This window comes from Hyphomonas sp. UBA4494, from assembly GCF_002388935.1.
GTDB lineage: Bacteria > Pseudomonadota > Alphaproteobacteria > Caulobacterales > Hyphomonadaceae > Hyphomonas.
Genome location: NZ_DGNK01000040.1, coordinates 91,161 through 108,783, shown reverse-complemented (window position 1 = coordinate 108,783; position 17,623 = coordinate 91,161). Strand labels below are relative to the sequence as shown.

At 59.6% G+C, this 17,623-nt stretch carries 12 protein-coding genes; 9 read left to right on the top strand and 3 right to left on the bottom strand.

The annotated features are described in order from the left end of the window. The first annotated feature begins 4 nt into the window (after positions 1-4). The 8 genes from B2P82_RS15590 to B2P82_RS15555 all read left to right on the top strand — a co-directional run bounded on the left by B2P82_RS15590 (position 5) and on the right by B2P82_RS15555 (position 11,061). Entirely contained in the window at positions 5-3,124 is a 3,120-nt protein-coding gene (locus tag B2P82_RS15590) for an efflux RND transporter permease subunit (protein WP_290497912.1), read from the top strand. 70 nt (positions 3,125-3,194) lie between these two features. After that, entirely contained in the window at positions 3,195-4,007 is an 813-nt protein-coding gene (cysE, locus tag B2P82_RS15585; RefSeq protein ID WP_206992706.1) for a serine O-acetyltransferase, read from the top strand. 204 nt (positions 4,008-4,211) lie between these two features. Further along, positions 4,212-5,357 carry an OmpA family protein gene (locus B2P82_RS15580; RefSeq protein WP_290497910.1) on the top strand — a complete coding sequence of 382 codons (1,146 nt, stop codon included), beginning with the start codon at positions 4,212-4,214 and terminating at the stop codon, positions 5,355-5,357. Between the two features lie 30 nt (positions 5,358-5,387). Next, positions 5,388-7,145, top strand: coding sequence for a helix-hairpin-helix domain-containing protein (locus B2P82_RS15575; protein ID WP_290497909.1), 1,758 nt, complete (start codon positions 5,388-5,390; stop codon positions 7,143-7,145). A 115-nt stretch (positions 7,146-7,260) separates the two neighbouring features. After that, positions 7,261-8,991, top strand: a complete 1,731-nt coding sequence (locus B2P82_RS15570) for an SUMF1/EgtB/PvdO family nonheme iron enzyme (protein WP_290497908.1) — start codon at positions 7,261-7,263, stop codon at positions 8,989-8,991. 3 nt (positions 8,992-8,994) lie between these two features. After that, positions 8,995-9,402 carry a hypothetical protein gene (locus tag B2P82_RS15565; RefSeq protein ID WP_206992710.1) on the top strand — a complete coding sequence of 136 codons (408 nt, stop codon included), beginning with the start codon at positions 8,995-8,997 and terminating at the stop codon, positions 9,400-9,402. Next, positions 9,399-10,775 (top strand): hypothetical protein, encoded by a 1,377-nt coding sequence (locus B2P82_RS15560; protein WP_290497907.1) that lies wholly within the window; start codon positions 9,399-9,401, stop codon positions 10,773-10,775. The genes B2P82_RS15565 and B2P82_RS15560 overlap by 4 nt, the downstream gene beginning before the upstream one ends. Positions 10,776-10,854: 79 nt before the next feature. Next, positions 10,855-11,061, top strand: coding sequence for a DUF3126 family protein (locus tag B2P82_RS15555; protein WP_027836519.1), 207 nt, complete (start codon positions 10,855-10,857; stop codon positions 11,059-11,061). A 148-nt stretch (positions 11,062-11,209) separates the two neighbouring features. On the opposite strand, the gene B2P82_RS15550 is transcribed toward B2P82_RS15555, so the two are convergent. The 3 genes from B2P82_RS15550 to xseA all read right to left on the bottom strand — a co-directional run bounded on the left by B2P82_RS15550 (position 11,210) and on the right by xseA (position 16,486). After that, on the bottom strand, positions 11,210-12,256 hold the full coding sequence (locus B2P82_RS15550) for a glycerophosphodiester phosphodiesterase family protein (protein ID WP_290497906.1): 1,047 nt from the start codon (positions 12,254-12,256) through the stop codon (positions 11,210-11,212). A gap of 61 nt (positions 12,257-12,317) precedes the next feature. Beyond that, positions 12,318-14,759, bottom strand: coding sequence for a TonB-dependent receptor (locus B2P82_RS15545; protein ID WP_290497904.1), 2,442 nt, complete (start codon positions 14,757-14,759; stop codon positions 12,318-12,320). 329 nt (positions 14,760-15,088) lie between these two features. Next, positions 15,089-16,486 carry an exodeoxyribonuclease VII large subunit gene (gene xseA, locus B2P82_RS15540; RefSeq protein ID WP_290497903.1) on the bottom strand — a complete coding sequence of 466 codons (1,398 nt, stop codon included), beginning with the start codon at positions 16,484-16,486 and terminating at the stop codon, positions 15,089-15,091. Positions 16,487-16,609: 123 nt separating this feature from the next. Between xseA and B2P82_RS15535 the strand changes: the two genes are divergently transcribed. Then, positions 16,610-17,617: a sensor histidine kinase gene (locus tag B2P82_RS15535; RefSeq protein WP_290497902.1), complete on the top strand. Its 1,008-nt coding sequence runs from the start codon at positions 16,610-16,612 to the stop codon at positions 17,615-17,617. Positions 17,618-17,623 lie beyond the last annotated feature (6 nt).

Below are 17,623 nucleotides of genomic sequence, written 5' to 3'. Positions count from 1 at the left end.
CCCGATGTCGACACTCTTCTTCCAATTGCCGCGCCTGGCGATCCTGGCCATTCTCGTAGTCCTGATTGGCGGACTGGGCGCGATGCTGACTTTGGGGCGTCAGGAAGACCCGACCCTGATTGAACGCTATGGCTATGTGCTGACGCCATTCCCCGGCGCAGACGCTGAGCGGATCGAGGCGCTGATAACAGAACCGGTTGAAGCGGCGCTGATGGAGTTGCCCGAAATCGAAGATGTGACCTCGACCAGCAGGTCGGGCTTCTCGCAGGTCCGGGTCGAAATTCGGGAAGACCTGTCCGAAGCCGAAGTCGATGATACCTGGACTCTGATCCGAGGGCAGGTTGAGGAGGCCCGTGCGCAGTTCCCCTCAGGCGTCGGCACGCCCGAAGTCGAACGCCTCTATGTCGGCGCCGCGACGCTTGTGGTGGGCTTGACATGGACCGGCGAGGGAGATCCGCCGCTCACTGTCATGCGGCGTCTCGCGCTTGATCTCGAAGATCAGTTTCAACGTCTGCCCGGAACAGAAGAAACCGAAACCTATGGCATGCCCGTCGAGGAAGTGCGCGTTGTCGTCGACCCACAAGCGCTTTCAGCATCCGGCCTGTCTTTCCGGCAGGCCGCGGCATTGATCGCCTCGGCTGACAGCAAGACACCAGCGGGCCGCTTGCGCGGTGAAGGCGGCACGATCGGCTTTGAGGTCGGCGGTGAATTCGATGGCATATCGCGTGTTCGCCAGGTTCCGCTCTTGCAACGTGCCGACGGCTCGGCTGTTCGCGTGGCCGATGTCGCCCGGGTTGAGAAGGGCTTTGCCGATCCGTCCACTCAGCAGGCCTATGAAAACAATCTCCGCACGGTCATGGTCGGCGTCTATATTTCGCCGGGCCAGCGCGTCGATAAATGGGCTGAAGGTGCGCGTGAGATATCTAAAAATTTTGCGGCATCCGCGCCGCCAGGGCTCAAGGTCGAGACAATCTTCGACCAGAGTCTCTACACCAATGACCGCCTTAACGGTCTTGCGCAGAGCCTGTTGTTTTCCGCCTTCATCGTCGTCCTCGTCCTGTTCGTCACGATGGGGTGGCGCTCGGCCATCGTGGTCGGCATGGCCATCCCGTTGACGGTTAGCCTCGTGCTGATCCTGTTCAGCCTTTTTGGTCACCCGCTGCACCAGATGTCGGTGACGGGGCTTGTCATTTCACTTGGCCTGTTGATCGACAATGCGATCGTTGTGGTGGACGAATTCGACCAGTTGCGCGCCAAGGGGCAGAACCGTTTCGAAGCGATCCGCAAGAGCCTGAATCATCTGGCAGCACCGCTCGCGGCCTCCACCTTGACAACGGCGCTTGCTTTCGCGCCCATCGCCATGCTGCCGGGTGGGGCAGGAGAGTTTGTCGGCATGATCGGCCTGTCAGTCGTGTTCTCGATTACAGCCTCCTTCGTGGTATCCATTACCGTCATCCCGGCCATGGCCGGTTGGTTTGACCGCAAGCGGGGCTGGGAGACGGGGCATGCAAAGCGGCCGCGTCGATGGTGGCGCGACGGCTTCACCAATGATTTCATTTCCGATGGTTATCGCGCCTCTATTGAGATGGTGCTGCGCTATCCGCCGCTTGGTATTCTGGCCGGTGTCGCCCCTGCGGTGTTCGGCTTCTGGCTCGTTGGCCAATTGCCATCGCAATTCTTTCCGCAGACGGAACGTGACCAGTTTCAAGTGTCGCTGCAACTCTCGCCCGAGGCTGACATCCACGATACGGTCGATTTGGTCCATCGCGCGACCGAGATGATCAGTGGCATCGAGGGGGTTGAGGATGTGACATGGGTGCTCGGCCAGCCCTCTCCGCGGGTCTATTACAATATCATCAACAATACCGAAGGCGTTGAAGGCTTTGCGTCAGGCTGGATCCAGCTGGATTCGAATGAGCGGACGCATGAAATCGTCGGAGAAGTCCAGCGCAGGGTGCGCGAAGAATTTCCGAGCGCCCGTTTCCTGGCGCTGCCATTCGAACAGGGCCCGCCTGCGGATGCACCGATTGAGTTCCGCATCATGGGGAATGACTTTGACACGTTGAACATGATTGGGGGCCAGACACGCGCCGTGCTCGGACAAACCCCCGGAGTTACCTATACAGTGGCTTCGCTGGAGCTTGGCGCGCCGACCATGCGCTTGCAGGCCGATGAAGCCGCCTCTGCAATGGCGGGCGAGCGCCTCACTGATATTGCGGCAGACCTCAGCGCGGAGCTCGAAGGTGTCCGGGCTGGATCGGTCCTTGAAGGCACCGAGGAATTGCCCGTGAAAGTCATCGCGCCGATGTCGCGCCGGTCCGGCATGTCAGATTTGCGCTCGGCAACGGTTGGCAATGGTTCAGGCACACCGATCTCCGCATTGGGCGAGGTTACGCTCGTTCCGGAGACAGCGGTCATCACGCGCCGGAACGGCCAGCGGATGAATCAGATCCTGGCCTATCTGGACCCCTACACACTGCCGGCGCCGGTGCTGGAAGACTATCAGGCCCGTTTCGCGGAAACCGGCTTTCATGTGCCAGCAGGGTATGAAGTCGTCGTCGGTGGCGAGGCAGAAAACTCCAGCGATGCGGTTGGCAATCTTGCCGCCGTAGGTGTGCCGCTTGTCATGGTGATGGCGGGCGCGATCATGCTTGTGTTCAACTCGTTCCGCATGATGCTGCTTGTGCTTGCCTCCGGTTTCTTGTCGCTCGGTTTCGCCTTCTTCGGCGTCTGGCTGTTCAATCTGCCATTTGGTTTCAACGCCATCATTGGCGGGCTTGGCTTGTTCGGGATCGCGATCAACGGCTCGATTGTGGTCTTGTCCCTGTTGAGAGCCAATCCCGCAGCGATGGCCGACGATGTGATTGCCCAGCGCGAAGTGGTCGTGGACGCCACCCGGCACATCGTGGCAACGACGCTGACGACCATGGGTGGTTTTGTGCCGATCCTGCTGACTGGGGACTCTTTCTGGATGCCGCTGGCAGCGGGAATTTCAGGCGGAGTTGGTGGGTCGGCGCTGCTGGCGCTGTATTTCACGCCCGCAATATTCCGCATCACGACAGCAAAACCCGTTCGCACCGCGATGCGTCATGTGTTTAACCGCTCGGAAATGCCGGCTGAGTAATTGGCTGCCGACACTTGCACTCGGGCAAAAATCGCCCATCTCGTTTAGTCAGGGACTGGAAGGAAGAGACATGCCAGAGAACCCGGATATCGGCGCCCCGGCGCCCGCCTGGAACCGCCTGCGTTTTGAAGCGCGCGCTGCTGCTGCGGATGAGCCGACCCTGTCGAGCTATCTGAACTCCGCGATCCTGGCGCATTCGACCCTGTGTCAGGCGCTGTCATTTCATCTGGCTGAGAAGCTCAAGAGCCCGGTCATGAGCACCCAGCAGGTGCGCCATATCCTTAGCGATACCTATGATACACACCGCTCTCTGGTGACTGCGGCGGAAGCCGACATGCAGGCCGTTCTCGAGCGTGATCCGGCTTGCCGGGGCATGCTTCAACCCTTCCTCTACTTCAAGGGGTTCCTCGCGCTTCAGACCTATCGCGTCGCCAATCATCTTTGGCGCGAAGGCCGTGAAACGCTGGCCTTCCATTTCCAGAGCCGCGCTTCGGAACTGTTCGGCGTCGACATTCACCCCGCCGCCCGCATCGGTACCGGCGTCATGCTGGACCATGCGTCCGGCATCACGATTGGTGAAACAGCGATTGTTGGCGACGACTGTTCGCTCCTGCACGGTGTGACATTGGGCGGTACAGGCAAGGAAGTCGGCGACCGCCATCCGAAGATAGGCAAGGGTGTCCTGCTTTCGGTTGGCGCCAAGGTTTTGGGCAATATCCATATCGGTGACGAAGCCAAGGTTGCGGCCGGCAGTGTCGTGCTGAAAGATGTGCCCGCCAAGTGCACCGTTGCGGGCGTTCCGGCCCGGATTGTCAGCGGCCCGTCCTGCTGTCATCCGGCTCAGACCATGGACCAGACGATTCCCGACGAGATGGGCAAGTAATCCCAAGTTTCGCCTGACAGGCGTTCGCGGTGAATACAACTCTCGTCACGGCTGAATTGTAGCAAGTTTTGGCAGCTTTATTGTCTCTACCAGCGTTTCATTTCGGGATCGGAATGTTGTTGCACGCCTCTGTTTCAGATAATGTTTAGCGCAATGCCCGGTATCGGGTGGGGCGTTGATTGCATGTGAATCGAGGGCGGCAGTTTGAGTGAGAACACCAGCACCGAAGGCCGGCTTCTGCGCATGCGCAAGGTGCGTCGGGCACAGAGCGACCGGCTGCCATTTGTCCCGTATGGTGGCGCGCCAATCATCGCGCTGGGCTTGCTCATGGCGTTTGCACTCTGGCCATTTGCGTTTGGTGTCATTCAGCTTTCAACCGAACGCGCTGCTGCTCAGGCACTTGCTGATATTGATGCGGCCTGGGCCCGGCCGCGTGTGTCCGGCCAGTGGGTGACATTGGAAGGCCGCCCGCCAAGTCGGCAGGCCGCCGAAGGAGCCCTCGCCGCTGTGCGCGAGGCGCGTGCTTCGACCCTGCTCGGAATGGCAAGGCCCGTCACACGCGTGCGCGACGGATTCGACTGGGCTGGTTTGGGCGAGACGGCCTCCGCCAGCAGCATCAACTGGTCGTTCCGGGTCGCGAATGGAGTGCTGACGCTGGACGGCGACATGCCAAACAATACGGTTCGGGAGCAGGTAGTCGCGGCGGCCCGTACGGAAATCGATCCGCCGCGCATCGTGTCCGTGCAGGACAGCTTGTCTATCACCAATGACCCGTCACCCGACGGCTTCCTCGAAATTGCCCTGCGCGGCGTGGACACGGTTTCGCGTTGCGATCGCGGTGTGTCGGGCTTCAACACAAACCGCTTCTCGCTCAGCTGTGAACTGCCTGCCGCGGATGCGGCGACGGTCCGCGACATTGCGCTGGCGCCCGTCCCCATGGGCGAAGTCGGGGCGGTCGATATCATTTCGCGGGAGGCCGTGGATTCCTGCGAGTCCTCGCTGTCCGATTTGCTGGGTGATGCGCGGATCGAGTTCCAGTCCTCCAGCGCAGTCATCGGAGCGGGAAGCGCCAGTCTGCTGGATGATGTGGCGGAAGCCGTTCGAGCATGTCCCGGTTCGCTCCGTATTGCGGGCTACACGGACAGCACGGGTCTGCCTGAAACCAACCGCCAGCTGAGCCAGGCGCGTGCCGAGGCTGTCCGCAACGCGCTGATCGCGCGGGGAGTACCGCCGAACCGGCTGGTCGCGACCGGCTATGGCGATGCCAGCCCCGTCGCGCCGAACACGACCGCTCAGGGTCGCGCCCTGAACCGCCGAATAGAGATACGGGTGATCCGTGTTTCCGAATGATTTCCTCCTGATACGTCGAAAGTAAACATCATGTGGTTTCTTCTCATCCAGATCTTGCTGCTCATGTTGTTCGCCGCATTGGCGGGCGCGATGCTGGCCTATTGGTGGATGCGCAATCGTTATGAGGATGTCACCGAGAGCTATGAAGAGCTGATGGAGACCAGCGCGCTTTCGGAAATGCGGTCCGGTGTGACCCGCGATGACCTGCTCGCGCATTTTGCGGCTATCGAGGAGCGCCTTTCAAGTTTGCCCGCGCCTGTCACGCGAGATGAGTTCCACGCCAATATTCACAGTCTTGGCGACCGTCTGACGGCTTTGCCCATCCCTGATGTATCTCCGATCAATTCCCGCCTTGAATCTATTGAGACCCGGCTCACCGATAGCGGGTCCAGCTTTGACCCCGTCATTTCGCGGCTGGCGGATCTCGACATGGCCGTGGGGCAGTTGAAGAACACTGACCTTGAAAGCCTGGAGGCACGCCTGTCGAGGATCGAGGACAATGTGAACGTTCTGGTCAATTCAGAGCCACAGGAAATGCCGGCATTTCCTGAAGTGCCGGAAGTTGATCTGGGACCGATCCATAGCGGTCTTGCCCGGCTTGAACTGGCACTCGAAAATCTCGACGTGCCGATGACGGATCTTGAGCCGATCCGCAGTGATTTTGGCCAGATGGAGGCGCGCCTCGCCGAATTCGCAGAAGGGCTGGATGCCCAGCGCAAGGCAGACAATGAAAGCATGACCATCCGTCTGCAGACCTTGTCGTCGTCGCTCGCGTCGCTGCGCGTGCCGGATGTCGACAGCCTGCGTGACCGGTTGGCCCGTCTTGAAACCGCCATTGGTGAGCTGTCCCAGACCGAAATTGACCTGGGTCCGGTTACTGAAACGCTTCGCCAGATCGAGCGTGATATGAAGAGCGCACCTGACCATGTGCGGATCACCCATAACAAACTTGCCGATCTTGAGGGAGGCACCGCAGCTCTGCATTCGAAACTGGCGGCGCTCGAAGCCCATGTGTCGGTGATGGACCGTACGCCCGTAGACCTGACGCCAATCCAGGCGCGTCTCGCCAACTTCGAATCGTCGATGGCAGCGCTCCGCATCGACATGCAGTCGCTTCCCGATGTTGCGCCGCTGGAACGTCGTCTCGCTGCGCTTCAGGAATCTGTCCTCAACTTGCAGGATCCTGACCTGTCCAGCGTCACCAATTCGCTGCGCAAGATGGAAGCCCGCTTGAATATGGGCGCCGTCGAGGATCGGTTGACCTCTATCGAATATGGCATGGCGGCGATGCACCATATGGTGCGCACCCTGCAGGAAACGGCCTATTCCCGCACCGAAATCGACTATAGCCAGCGCGTGCCGCTGTCTCAGGCGCATTTCACGCCAAAAGCCGAAACGCCTCCGGCTGCGCCACCACCGCCGCCTCCACCCCCTCCTCCTCCGGCTGCAGCCGAAACCGTCCGCACAGTTGAGGTTCGCCGAGGCGTCGATCCCATCGCGGCGGCCCGTCGGCCGGATGACAAGGCGAACTTGCTGGTCAGCGCCGCTTTCGGCCAGGATGATGATCTGGAGCGCGTCAACGGGATTGGCCCGATGCTGGCCGAATTGCTCAATGAAATCGGCGTGTTCTATTTCTGGCAGATTGCCGAATGGGGTCCGGACGAGATCAAGTGGGTCGATGACAAGCTTGAGCATTTCAAGGGCCGTATCCAGCGCGATGACTGGGTCGGACAGGCAAAATTGCTGGCGGTACAGCCGGAAGCTGCCCAACGTCCCGGCAAGGCCTAATCCGGCTTTTGGCAAATCGGTCCAGCTGACCCCTTTTCTCAAACCGGGAATTGGGGTTAGTTAACACTGCGCGCTCGGGGGACGATGTAGCGACCAGCGGAAGGGGACGCCCGCAATGCTTCGGACCGTACTGACAGCTTTCCTATGCCTGATACTGGGCCCATTTGCCTTGGCCGAAAGCGGCGATCCCCCTCGATACGCCCTGATCATAGGGAATTCAGGCTACCAGCAGACCGGCTGGCAGCTCGCCAATCCGGCAAGAGACGCCCGGCTCATGGCGGACACGCTCGGCAAGGTCGGCTTTTCTGTCGATCTGGTGCTGGATGGCACCGAAGAAGAAATGGAGCAGGCCTTTGCCAGTCATGGCGCGCGGCTCAAAGCTGGCGGACCGGCCTCCGTCGGCCTGATCTATTATGCCGGGCATGGCGTGCAGTCGCAGGGGTTGAACTATCTCGTCCCGGTGGACGCCAATGCCCGTTCAGAGCAGGATATATGGCGACAGGCGCCACGTCTTGGGGATGCACTGCGCTATGTTGAGCATGCCGGCAATGCGGTAAATTTCGTCATTCTCGATGCCTGTCGCGACAATCCGTTGCCCAGCGCAACGCGCAGCGCTGCCGGCGGACTGGCCGAGGTGAAGCCTGCGCGCGGCCTGCTCATTTCCTATTCCACGGCGCCCGGCTATGTCGCCTATGATGGCGAGGGCGGAAATTCGACCTTTGCCCTGGCGCTGGCCGAGACAATTGGTCAGCAGAATCTGATCGCTGAACAGGTTTTCAAACGTGTCGCGGATCGCGTGAACCAGTCCACCAACGGCCTGCAGACTCCTTTCTACAATTCCGGCCTTACAGGCGCTGATTTCTGCTTTGCTGGATGTGATGGCGGCGCAGCGCCCGAGCCGGCGCCGATCAGCAACTCGCCCCGCCTGCCACCGCATGGCGCGCGCAACTCGTCCGCGCGTAGCGCAGGCGGTGCCACGGCAGAGACAGGTGGCGGCGCTTCAACGCCCGCCTTCACGGAAGTTTCCAGCCTGCTTCGCGCAGCGGCTTTCAATGCGGCCACACTGGGCGGGGACATTTCCGAGCGCAAGTTCCGGGACTGCCCCGATTGTCCGGAAATGGTGGCCATTCCGGGTGGCGAATTCCTGATGGGCTCACCTGACGGAGAGAAAGAGCGCAAGGATAATGAAGGCCCGCAATGGCGCGCCACGATTGAACCCTTTGCGGCTTCCGCAACCGAGATCACCTGGGGGCAGATCAATACGTGCATCGCGGCCGGAGGGTGCGTTGGCAATGAAGCGAGCGACGAAACACGCAGCGATCAGTGGCAGCAACCAGCAATACCGGTGATCAATATTACCTGGGTTGAGGCGATGGCCTATATCGACTGGCTGAACACTCGCGTGGAGGGCGAGCCTTATCGCCTGTTGAGCGAGGCCGAGTGGGAATATGCGGCGCGGGCGGGCACAACCACGCCTTTCCATACCGGCGAGACGCTCAGCGACTCACAAGCAAATTTCAACGCATCACGGGTCTATAATGGCAGCCCCAAAGGCACATGGCCACGCCGTCCGATGCCTGCAGGCTATTATCCCCCGAATGCTTTCGGCCTGCACGAAATGCATGGCAATGTCGCCGAATGGATCGCCGATTGCAGCGTGCGGTCTTATCTGGGGCGGTTCGGCATGGCGACCATTTATGACGAGCCGGGATGCCGCACCCGCGCTGTGCGCGGCGGCAGTTGGGAGAAGGTGCCCTCCTATGTGCGCTCAGCGTTTCGTGACGGGTTTCCGGACACCGGGCGCGACGACGGAATCGGCTTCCGAGTGGCGAGGGACGGGGACTAGCGGATGAAAACGATCAGCCCCCTGATCAGTCACCACAGGGCTGAATTGAAGGCAGAGGCGCGGCTCAACCGCTATCTCTTGCTCGGGGCGATCTTCATGGCACTCGTATCTTTCAGTGTCTTCATCTCCACTTTGCTCGGGCATTATCCCCTGCCATTCGGTGAGGATTTGTTTGCGGAGAATCCGGAACGCATGATCGGCGCGTCCAATTTTTTCGTGGCGACCGCCATTGGCGCGGCGCTGCGCATGTGGCGCAAACGGCAGATGCGGATTAAACTCCTGATCGCCGAGGCGTTCATTCGGGAGGATGATGCGGACACCGGTCTTCGTCTGCTGTTGGAGCCCGTATTCGGACCAACTGTCTGGGACGGAGCCGACACGCCCATTCTCGCTCACAGGAGCCCGGCATGAGCCCGCAATCAGATATCGGCAAGACCCCGGTTACGTCACTGGACCTGCTTCGTGAGTTGCAAGGCGAGCAGAAAGCCTTTCGCTTCCTGATCCGGGCACTGGCGGTTCTGCTGGTGACGGCGGCGGTGATCGCGGTCGGCAGCGTGATCTATTTCTATGTGGCGCTACAGGGGCTGAAATCCGAATATGCCTATCAAGCGCGCCTCAACGAGATAAACCTGCGCATTGTGGCAGGGGAAGCCAGCCGCCAGCGGGAATCGACGCAGGCGCAGCTGGTGGCTATCCGCGAAGAGAATGAGTCTGCCCGTCGTCAGGGCGAGCTTTCTCGCGAACTCCAACAGGCCGGATCTGCCCGCCAGATTGCGGCTTACAAGGACCGCGCCATCTCTATCGCGCGCAGCCATGTGCTTGGGAAGCCGATGAATGATGTGACGTCGCAAGTGGTCAGCATGGTGCTGCGCGCCGATGATGGGGAAGTTCGCCTGCTGAAGGATGAAGAGCACCTGCTGCTGCAAGCTGCATTGAACGACTGGGGCGGCGAGGTCGAGTCGAGCGATGTTCGCGCAGCCTTTCAGCAACTCATGGATGCCGAGCAATTGTCCGATCAGGCGATCGGGGCAGCGGGGCTCGCCATGCTGGAATACCGCGATGCCAATGATGCGTCCCTTGTCTGGAATGGTGGCTGCTCCACCGTCGTGGACTATGTGAACCAGGCGAGTGCCCGTGATCTGGATGAGCCGATGCTGCTTCTCTGGAAAGGCCAGTGCCTGCGCAAGCGTGGGGATGCGTTGCTGGCCTATCGGGCCTTCAGCGAGGCGGCGCATTTGATCCTGGCCGATCCTGAAGACATCACGCTGGAACAGGAACAGATGGCGCATCACGGCGTCGGGACAACTCTGGTGGCCCTTGCTGCCCAGCGCCAGCTGCCGGAAGGGCGCCTCTATGAAGAAGCCCTGCAGGAAGCCTTGTCGGAACTTCGCATCGCCGCGCGTATCCGGGCTGAGCGGGGCGCGACACAAGTTGGCGTTGCCTATACTGAAGAGAATATCGGTTTCATTCACATTCTGGATGAGGATTGGGCTGCGGCGCTGGACCATACCAAGCGGATCGACGACATCCTTCCGCTCGCCTGGAATTTGACGGTTCGCCATATTGCTGCGCGCGAGAATGGTATCGCCCTGCGTCAGGCCGGTGCGAGCCGGGAAGCTCTGGAAAATATGGAAATGATCCAGGATGAGACCGCGATGGTGCTGTCCCTGATGGAGTGCAACCAGATCGACAAGCCGGAACTTCAGCGCTTGCTTCCGAGCCGGTTCGAGACTGTGCTGGAAAGCCTTTCAGCCCATTGCGCGCTGGAAGCAGAGCGCAGCTGATTTACAGGCATGGCGGTTGCAACCGTATCGAAAACCTCTACGTTGCGCCGCGAACCAAAAGACCTGAAGGAGCCCGATTATGGAGCGCGAAGAAACGCTGCGCCTTGAAGCCTATCTCAAGGAAAAACTGCATCCGGGCCTGCGCCTGGTCGCCCGCGACAAGACCGATGATTCCGTCGAATGCTATCTCGGCGCCGAATTTCTGGCCGTCGTTTACAAGGATGTGGACGAGGGTGAAACTTCCTACCAGTTCCAGATGACGGTTCTGTCGGAAGACATCAGCTAAGGCCAGATCAACGATTTCGTATCAGGCCCCGCCGGCTGTTTGCTGGCGGGGCCTTTTTCTTGTCCGCAAGAAAAAACTGGCGACCCTTCTGGATCGCCAGTCTTGTCAGGGAGTAGGTACGGCTTCTGCCGTACTTGATTTTTTGCGACTACTCGGCCCCGTCGCGAACATTGATTGCCGTCTCGGGATAGTCAGTCCAGATGCCGTCGACACCCGCCTCGATCAGGACTTTCAGTTCCTGTTCCGCAGAGTCGAAGCCTTCAACGGGCTCGTCGTCGCGGACGGTGTAGACGTGCACGATTTTACCGAGTTCGTGGGCACGGGCGACATAATCGGTCGTGCCGCCCTCCGGCGTGAGAATCATCGCCTTGTGAGCACCGACGCCCATTGTGGGGATATCTTCCAGCTTCATGTCGAGGCCCAGCAGTGCGGCATAGGGCGGGCCGACAAGGTTCTGGATCAAAGGCAGGTCACTCTTGGCGGCGACCTGAGCGAGGAAGGTCGGCTCGAAGCATTGTATGAAGATCGGAATACCTGCTTCGACCAGGCCACGCTCACTGATCGTGTTGAGGATTGGGTCGACCATGTCGAGCCCGGCAGCGGAGAAGTTCGCGGGCCATTTGGCTTCAATGTGCAGGCCGACCGGGCGGCCTGCGTCAGCATTTTCGAGAACCAGATCAACGATTTCGTCAAAGGTCGCAATGTCATACTGGCCGTCATGCTCATGCGAGCGGCCTTCGACGCGCTGGATGGCTTTCAGTGTTTTCAGTTCGGCCAGTGTGAAATCATCCGACCACCAGTCATCAAGATCCCCCATCGGTGTCTTGCGAACGGTCTTGCGGCCAGCGAATTCCGCATGCTCGGAGACATTCGTCGTGTCAGACAGATACCCATCATGATTGGCAACAAGCACGCCGTCCTTTGTCATCACCAGGTCAGGCTCTATGAAGTCAGCTCCCTGATCAATGGCCGTTTGATAGGCTTTCAGCGTGTGTTCGGGATAGAGGCCGCTGGCCCCGCGATGCGCAATAATGATCGGCGGCGTACCGTCGAGCGTCTTGTAAGCAGCGGACGCTTCAGTCTCTGCGGCGCCATTGGTCTGTGTCTCCGCCGGAGATCCGGCAGGTGCGATCGTATGTGCCGCCTGATTGCAGGCGGCCAGAAACAGGCTGGCAAGGATCAGGTATTTTCTCATGGAATGATTCCTGTGTGAGAGATCCGGGGCGAACTCGGGTCCGCCCCGGTGGGTCAATCGCCTAGAACTTGATGTAGGCGCCAGCTTTCAGCATTTGCGGCTTGCCACGGATGATCGTGTGCAGGCCGAACGCGCCGCCGGTATTGCCAACGTCGATCAGGTATTCCTCATCGAAGATGTTCTCGCCGAGAACATAGACGCCCCATGCGTCATCTGCGCTGTCGAAACCGAGACGGAGATTGGCGACGCCATAGGCGTCCTGCTCTTCTTCCACAAAGGTTCCGTCCGGATAGGATTCACGCACACGAGCAAAGCCGCCCGCGCCGTCCGCCGCATAGTCGTAGCCATTGTCATCTTCGAAATAGTGATGATCTTTCCAGACATAGCTCGGTACGATCGAGAAGTCGCCGCGCTCGCCAGCCGGGATGGTGATGTCGGCTGCGAGGGAGAAGCTGTGCTCCGGGCTGATGCGGAAGCTGTTGCCGGCAAACTGCAGCGGGTTTCCATTGTCATCTTCGTCGTCATATTCCGAATGCGTGTAGGCATAGGTGCCGAGCAGGCGGATGTTGTCGGTGATCAGGGCCTGACCATCGAATTCGAGGCCATACTGGGTGGCATTGCCCGAATTCTCGGTGATGAAGATACCCTGGATCGGATCGAAGCGTGTGGTCTGGAAGTCCTTGTACTCACCATAATAGACCGAACTGGTCATCTGGAAGCGGTTGTCCCAGAAGCGACCAAAGAAGCCAGCCTCGATATTGTCCAGCGTTTCCGCGTCGATGACATTATAGTCCGCGCCAGAGGCTGACAGCACTTCCGGGCGGCGGCCACGACCATAGGCAACCCAGGCGTTCACGTTTTCAGAGACACGGTAGGCCGCGTTCAGGCGCCAGGTGAAAGCGCCATCCGTATCAGCGGACCCGAAGGCTTCGTTATTCAACGTCGCTGCGCTGAGCAGCATGCTCGGGCCCATCGTCACGCCGTTCAGGCCACCAAGATATGGGTTGGACTTCAGGATCGCTGCGCGCGTGCTGGCCGACAATTCCTCTTGCGTGTAGCGAAGACCACCGGTGACTTCGAGCCGGTCGGTCAATTGATAGGTCACGTCGCCGAAGAGATCATACGTGTCACGTCCGTAAGTCGCGACCTGTTGCTCGAGGTGTTCGTCATAGAGCGGAACAATGCTGCCCCCCAGCAGGAATGCGAGCATGGAATACTGAAGCGGCGTATCAAAGCTGCCGAGGTTTTCACCGCCGGGCAGGCCAAGAAAGGCCAGCTGCGCACCCAGTTGCTCGACAGATGCGCCGGGGGCCACAGCGGCAGCGAGAGACGGCGCAAACAGGGACTGCGCATAGGCTTCGTCGGTTGAGAAGATCAATTCGTCCTTGCCGCTGACCGTAAAGTAATTGCCACCGAAGAAGGCGGACAGTTTGCCACCATCATCATAGTTCAGGCGCAGTTCCTGGCTGAACGTATTCGCTTGGCGCCCCTGGTAGAATTGCAGAAGATTGAAGGCTGCGCCGTCGGAATCCCAGGCTTCGTTCGAGAACAGGTTGCGATAGTCAGTGAGCGAGGTCAGTGACCAGGCATCATTGAGATCGTATTCCACATTGGCGGTGACATAAAACAGCTCGCGGTCATTGCCGAGCTTGCCGCGGACCTGATCGTCATTGACGTTCATGGCGGTGGCGCCGAACGGGTCGACTTTCCCGTTCACTTCAAAGAAGCCGGAGGTGAACTGCGTGCCGGTGGAGTCGTCATCCTGATAGTTGACGAACAGGTCGGCGCGGAGCTTTTCGGTCGGCTCCCAGTGCAATGCGGAGCGCAGGGCCAGCGTGTCCTGACCCATCAGGTCGGGTGAATTGGCTGTGTTCGGCACATAGCCGTCCATATTCTTGACCTGTCCAGCTACGCGTAGTGCCAGTGTGTCGCTGAGCACGTAGTTGTAGTGGCCTTCCGCGCGCACCGAGCTGTAATCGCCACCTTCGAGGCTGACCTTGCCGGAATTTCCTTCAAGAGAGGCGCGGTTCTGGATGAAGTTCACACCGCCGACCAGGGCGCCCTGGCCGAACAGGGTCGCTTGTGGGCCTTTGACGATTTCGACCCGTTCCATGTCATAGATGGCAAGGTTGGTGGCGAACGACACATTACCGATGGCAACACCGTTCTGGAACATGGCAACGCGAGGCGTGCCGCCATCTGAGACGACGCCGCGCAGGGAATAGCTCGGTGCGTTGAGGCTCTGGGCCTGAACCTGCAAGCCCGGAACAAAGTTGCCGAGGTCTTCGAAATCGTCTGCGGCCAGCAGGTCGATCAAGTCCTGGTCGGCGACCGAGACGTTAATTGGCACATCAATCAAGGATTGCTGCTGCTTTTGTGTGGTGACGGTGACGACCTGTAGGTGGCGAGTCTGTTCGGCTCCCGATTCCTGTGCGTGAGCGGACAATTGCCCGGAAAGGCTAAGCGCGGCCACGGCCGTCGCGGAAAGGTATGCATGTTTCATGATTGAACCCATTGTGAAGGCGCCCCGTGCGCTGTCGCGCGCTGGGTACGCAGTGGGGTGAATGGGCTCAAATGAAAGTTTTGCTACAGCAAATACTGCAGAACAGGCGTTCGCGCGGAGCGCGATAAATTCAACGAAATTGTCACGAAAACTTCTGGAAAGTTAGATTGTTGATACGTGCAAGAGGTATACGGATGAACTATTTCCAACTATGGCGCAGGCGATCAAGCGAAGCCATTTTGTCACACCGTGCACGTTTGCTTAACAATCTGGCAGCGCAGTGAGGGAATCACCGCGGAAGTTGTGAGGAGGCATTCAGCGCCGGAAAGCTAGAACAGGGAGCCTTGATCGCCCTTGGGCTTCGCTTTGGCAGGCTTTGCGGCCGTTGGGGGGCTGGATCCATCCGGGTGGGCGATTACGTCACCATCGCCAAAGCTGATCTTGAAAGCGTCGCTCGCCGCAGCGGCACCGGCTGAGCGGATCAGGTTTCCGTTCGTGTCGCGTACAATAGTGTAACCGCGCTTCAGTGTGGACTGGTACGACAGGGTCTCAAGCAACTTTCCCTGAGAGGCGAGGGCGGTGCGGCGGGTTTCGATCAAACGGGCCAGTGCCGGGCGGGCGCGAACAGCTGTGTCGCGCAGGCGCTGTTTCGACGCGCGTATATCCGATTTCAGGCTGGCCGGACTAATCGCGAGCCGAGACAGCCGAAGGCGGGCCGTCTGGACAAGGGCGAGCGCGGCCTTGGGCAAGCTGGCGCTGGCATAGTCCAGGCGTTGGCGTTTGGGCTGAAGCAAGGCTTCTGGTCGGGGTAGGCGGGCCGCAGCCAGCTTGTCCCTGGCCTGCCCGGTGCGGCGGGCCAAGGCGCGCTTGAGGCGTTCACCCTGTTCGCCGGTTGTCAGCAGCAGCTCGGAGCGAACCGGTACCGCGATTTCTGCCGCGCCGGTCGGAGTGGGCGCGCGTGCATCAGATACATAGTCGATCAGGGTCGTGTCGGTCTCGTGACCGACGGCAGAGATCAGCGGGATCTCACTGTTGAAGGCCGCGCGGACGACATTTTCCTCGTTGAATGGCCAGAGGTCCTCGATCGAGCCCCCGCCGCGCGCAACGATCAGCACGTCGGGTCGGTCGGCGCCAGTCATGGCGTTGAAGCCCTGGATACCTGCCGTGATCTGGCCTGCGGCGCTGTCGCCCTGAACCAGCGCCGGCCAGACGATGACGCGAACCGGGAAGCGGTCCCCGATGCGGTGCAGAATATCCCGGATGACTGCGCCGGTCGGGCTGGTGACCACGCCGATTGTGCGAGGCAGATAGGGTAAAGGCTTCTTGTGTTCCGGGGCAAACAGGCCTTCGGCAGCGAATTTCTTCTTCCGCTCCTCCAGCAGCGCCATCAGCGCCCCCGCGCCAGCCGGGCGCATGGAGGCGGCGATCATCTGGTAATTTGAGCGCCCCTCATAAATGGAGAGTCGGCCAGTAGCGATGACTTCAAGTCCTTCTTCGGGCTTGAAGGGCAGGCGGCTCACTTGGCCTTTCCACATTACAGTGTTCAAAACTGCCCGTTCATCCTTCAGGTCACAATACATGTGGCCGGAACGCGCAATTGTGACCCGGCCGAGCTCACCGCGCACGACGACATGATCGTAATTGGTCTCCACCGTCCGTTTCAGGCTTGCGGCGAGATCAGATACGGACAGGGCGACATCATTGGAGGGGGGCGATTCAGAAGGCATTCCGACAGTCATAAACCTCGCAGCGGCAAGGGCAAGTGCGCTGACATTGGCCCTATTTGGTCATTCAAGGTTAACGGAAGTGCGCGAGGGTGCAGACTTTCTACGTAGTCCAGTGAGGATGTCATGGATCAGGATTCTCAGACGCAGGAAATCACCGGAGATTTGAGTTTCCGAGAGGTCGCTGACAGGTGGACGGTTCCGTTGATGGTGCTCGATCGGGACCTGCGCTTTGTGTATGCGAACAAGGCATATTTGACTGCGACCAATACGGAATGGGCAAATATTCGGCAGAAATACATCTTTGAGATTTTCCCGGATGTCGAAGAGCGTCAAGATCCAGTTGAGGCGAAGTTTCGTCGGGTGTTTGAGGGCGTGCAGACCCGTTTGGAAGCACAGCCCTACGAGCTGAAACAGCCGGATGGCACGGTTCAAACCAGAATGTGGCAGGCCGTTCAGGACCCCTACCGGAATGATGATGGTGTCGTGACCCACATGATCCAGCGGGCCGAGGACATTACCGCCCAGATGGAGTTGCAGCGCCAGAATGACTTCATGCAAAATGAACTGGCTCACCGGATCCGGAACATGTTTTCTGTCATCATGGCGACCTCCCGTATTTCAGGAGAGAGCGCTGAAAGCGTCGACACATTTGTCGATGACTTCAATGAGCGGCTTGTCTCCATGAGCCGGGTCTATTCCAATCTCACGCGAAATGACTGGACGGGTTTGAGCCTGCGCAAGATCATGATCGAGGAACTCGACGGGATGCTGGGCCGGGGCAGCGAGCGCTACACGCTGAAAGGCAACGATACGATCCTGTCGGTGAAAGGCAGCAAGGACGCGGCACTGATCGTGCACGAACTGACGGCGAATGCGCGAAAGTTTGGTTGCTTCAGCACGCCGACCGGGTATCTGACCGTAGAGTGGACCCTGAAGGGCGATACGTTGTATGTTACGTGGACCGAAACCGGCGTCCCTGGCATTCAGCCCCCGAAACGGGTGGGCTTCGGAACGCGGTTGTTCGATATGTTTCCAAAGTTGGTTTCAACTCGCACGATCACGGAGGATGGCCTTCAGATAACTGTTGAAGCGCCTCTGCTGAAAACGGAATTCGATTCTTTCGTGATGTGATTTTTC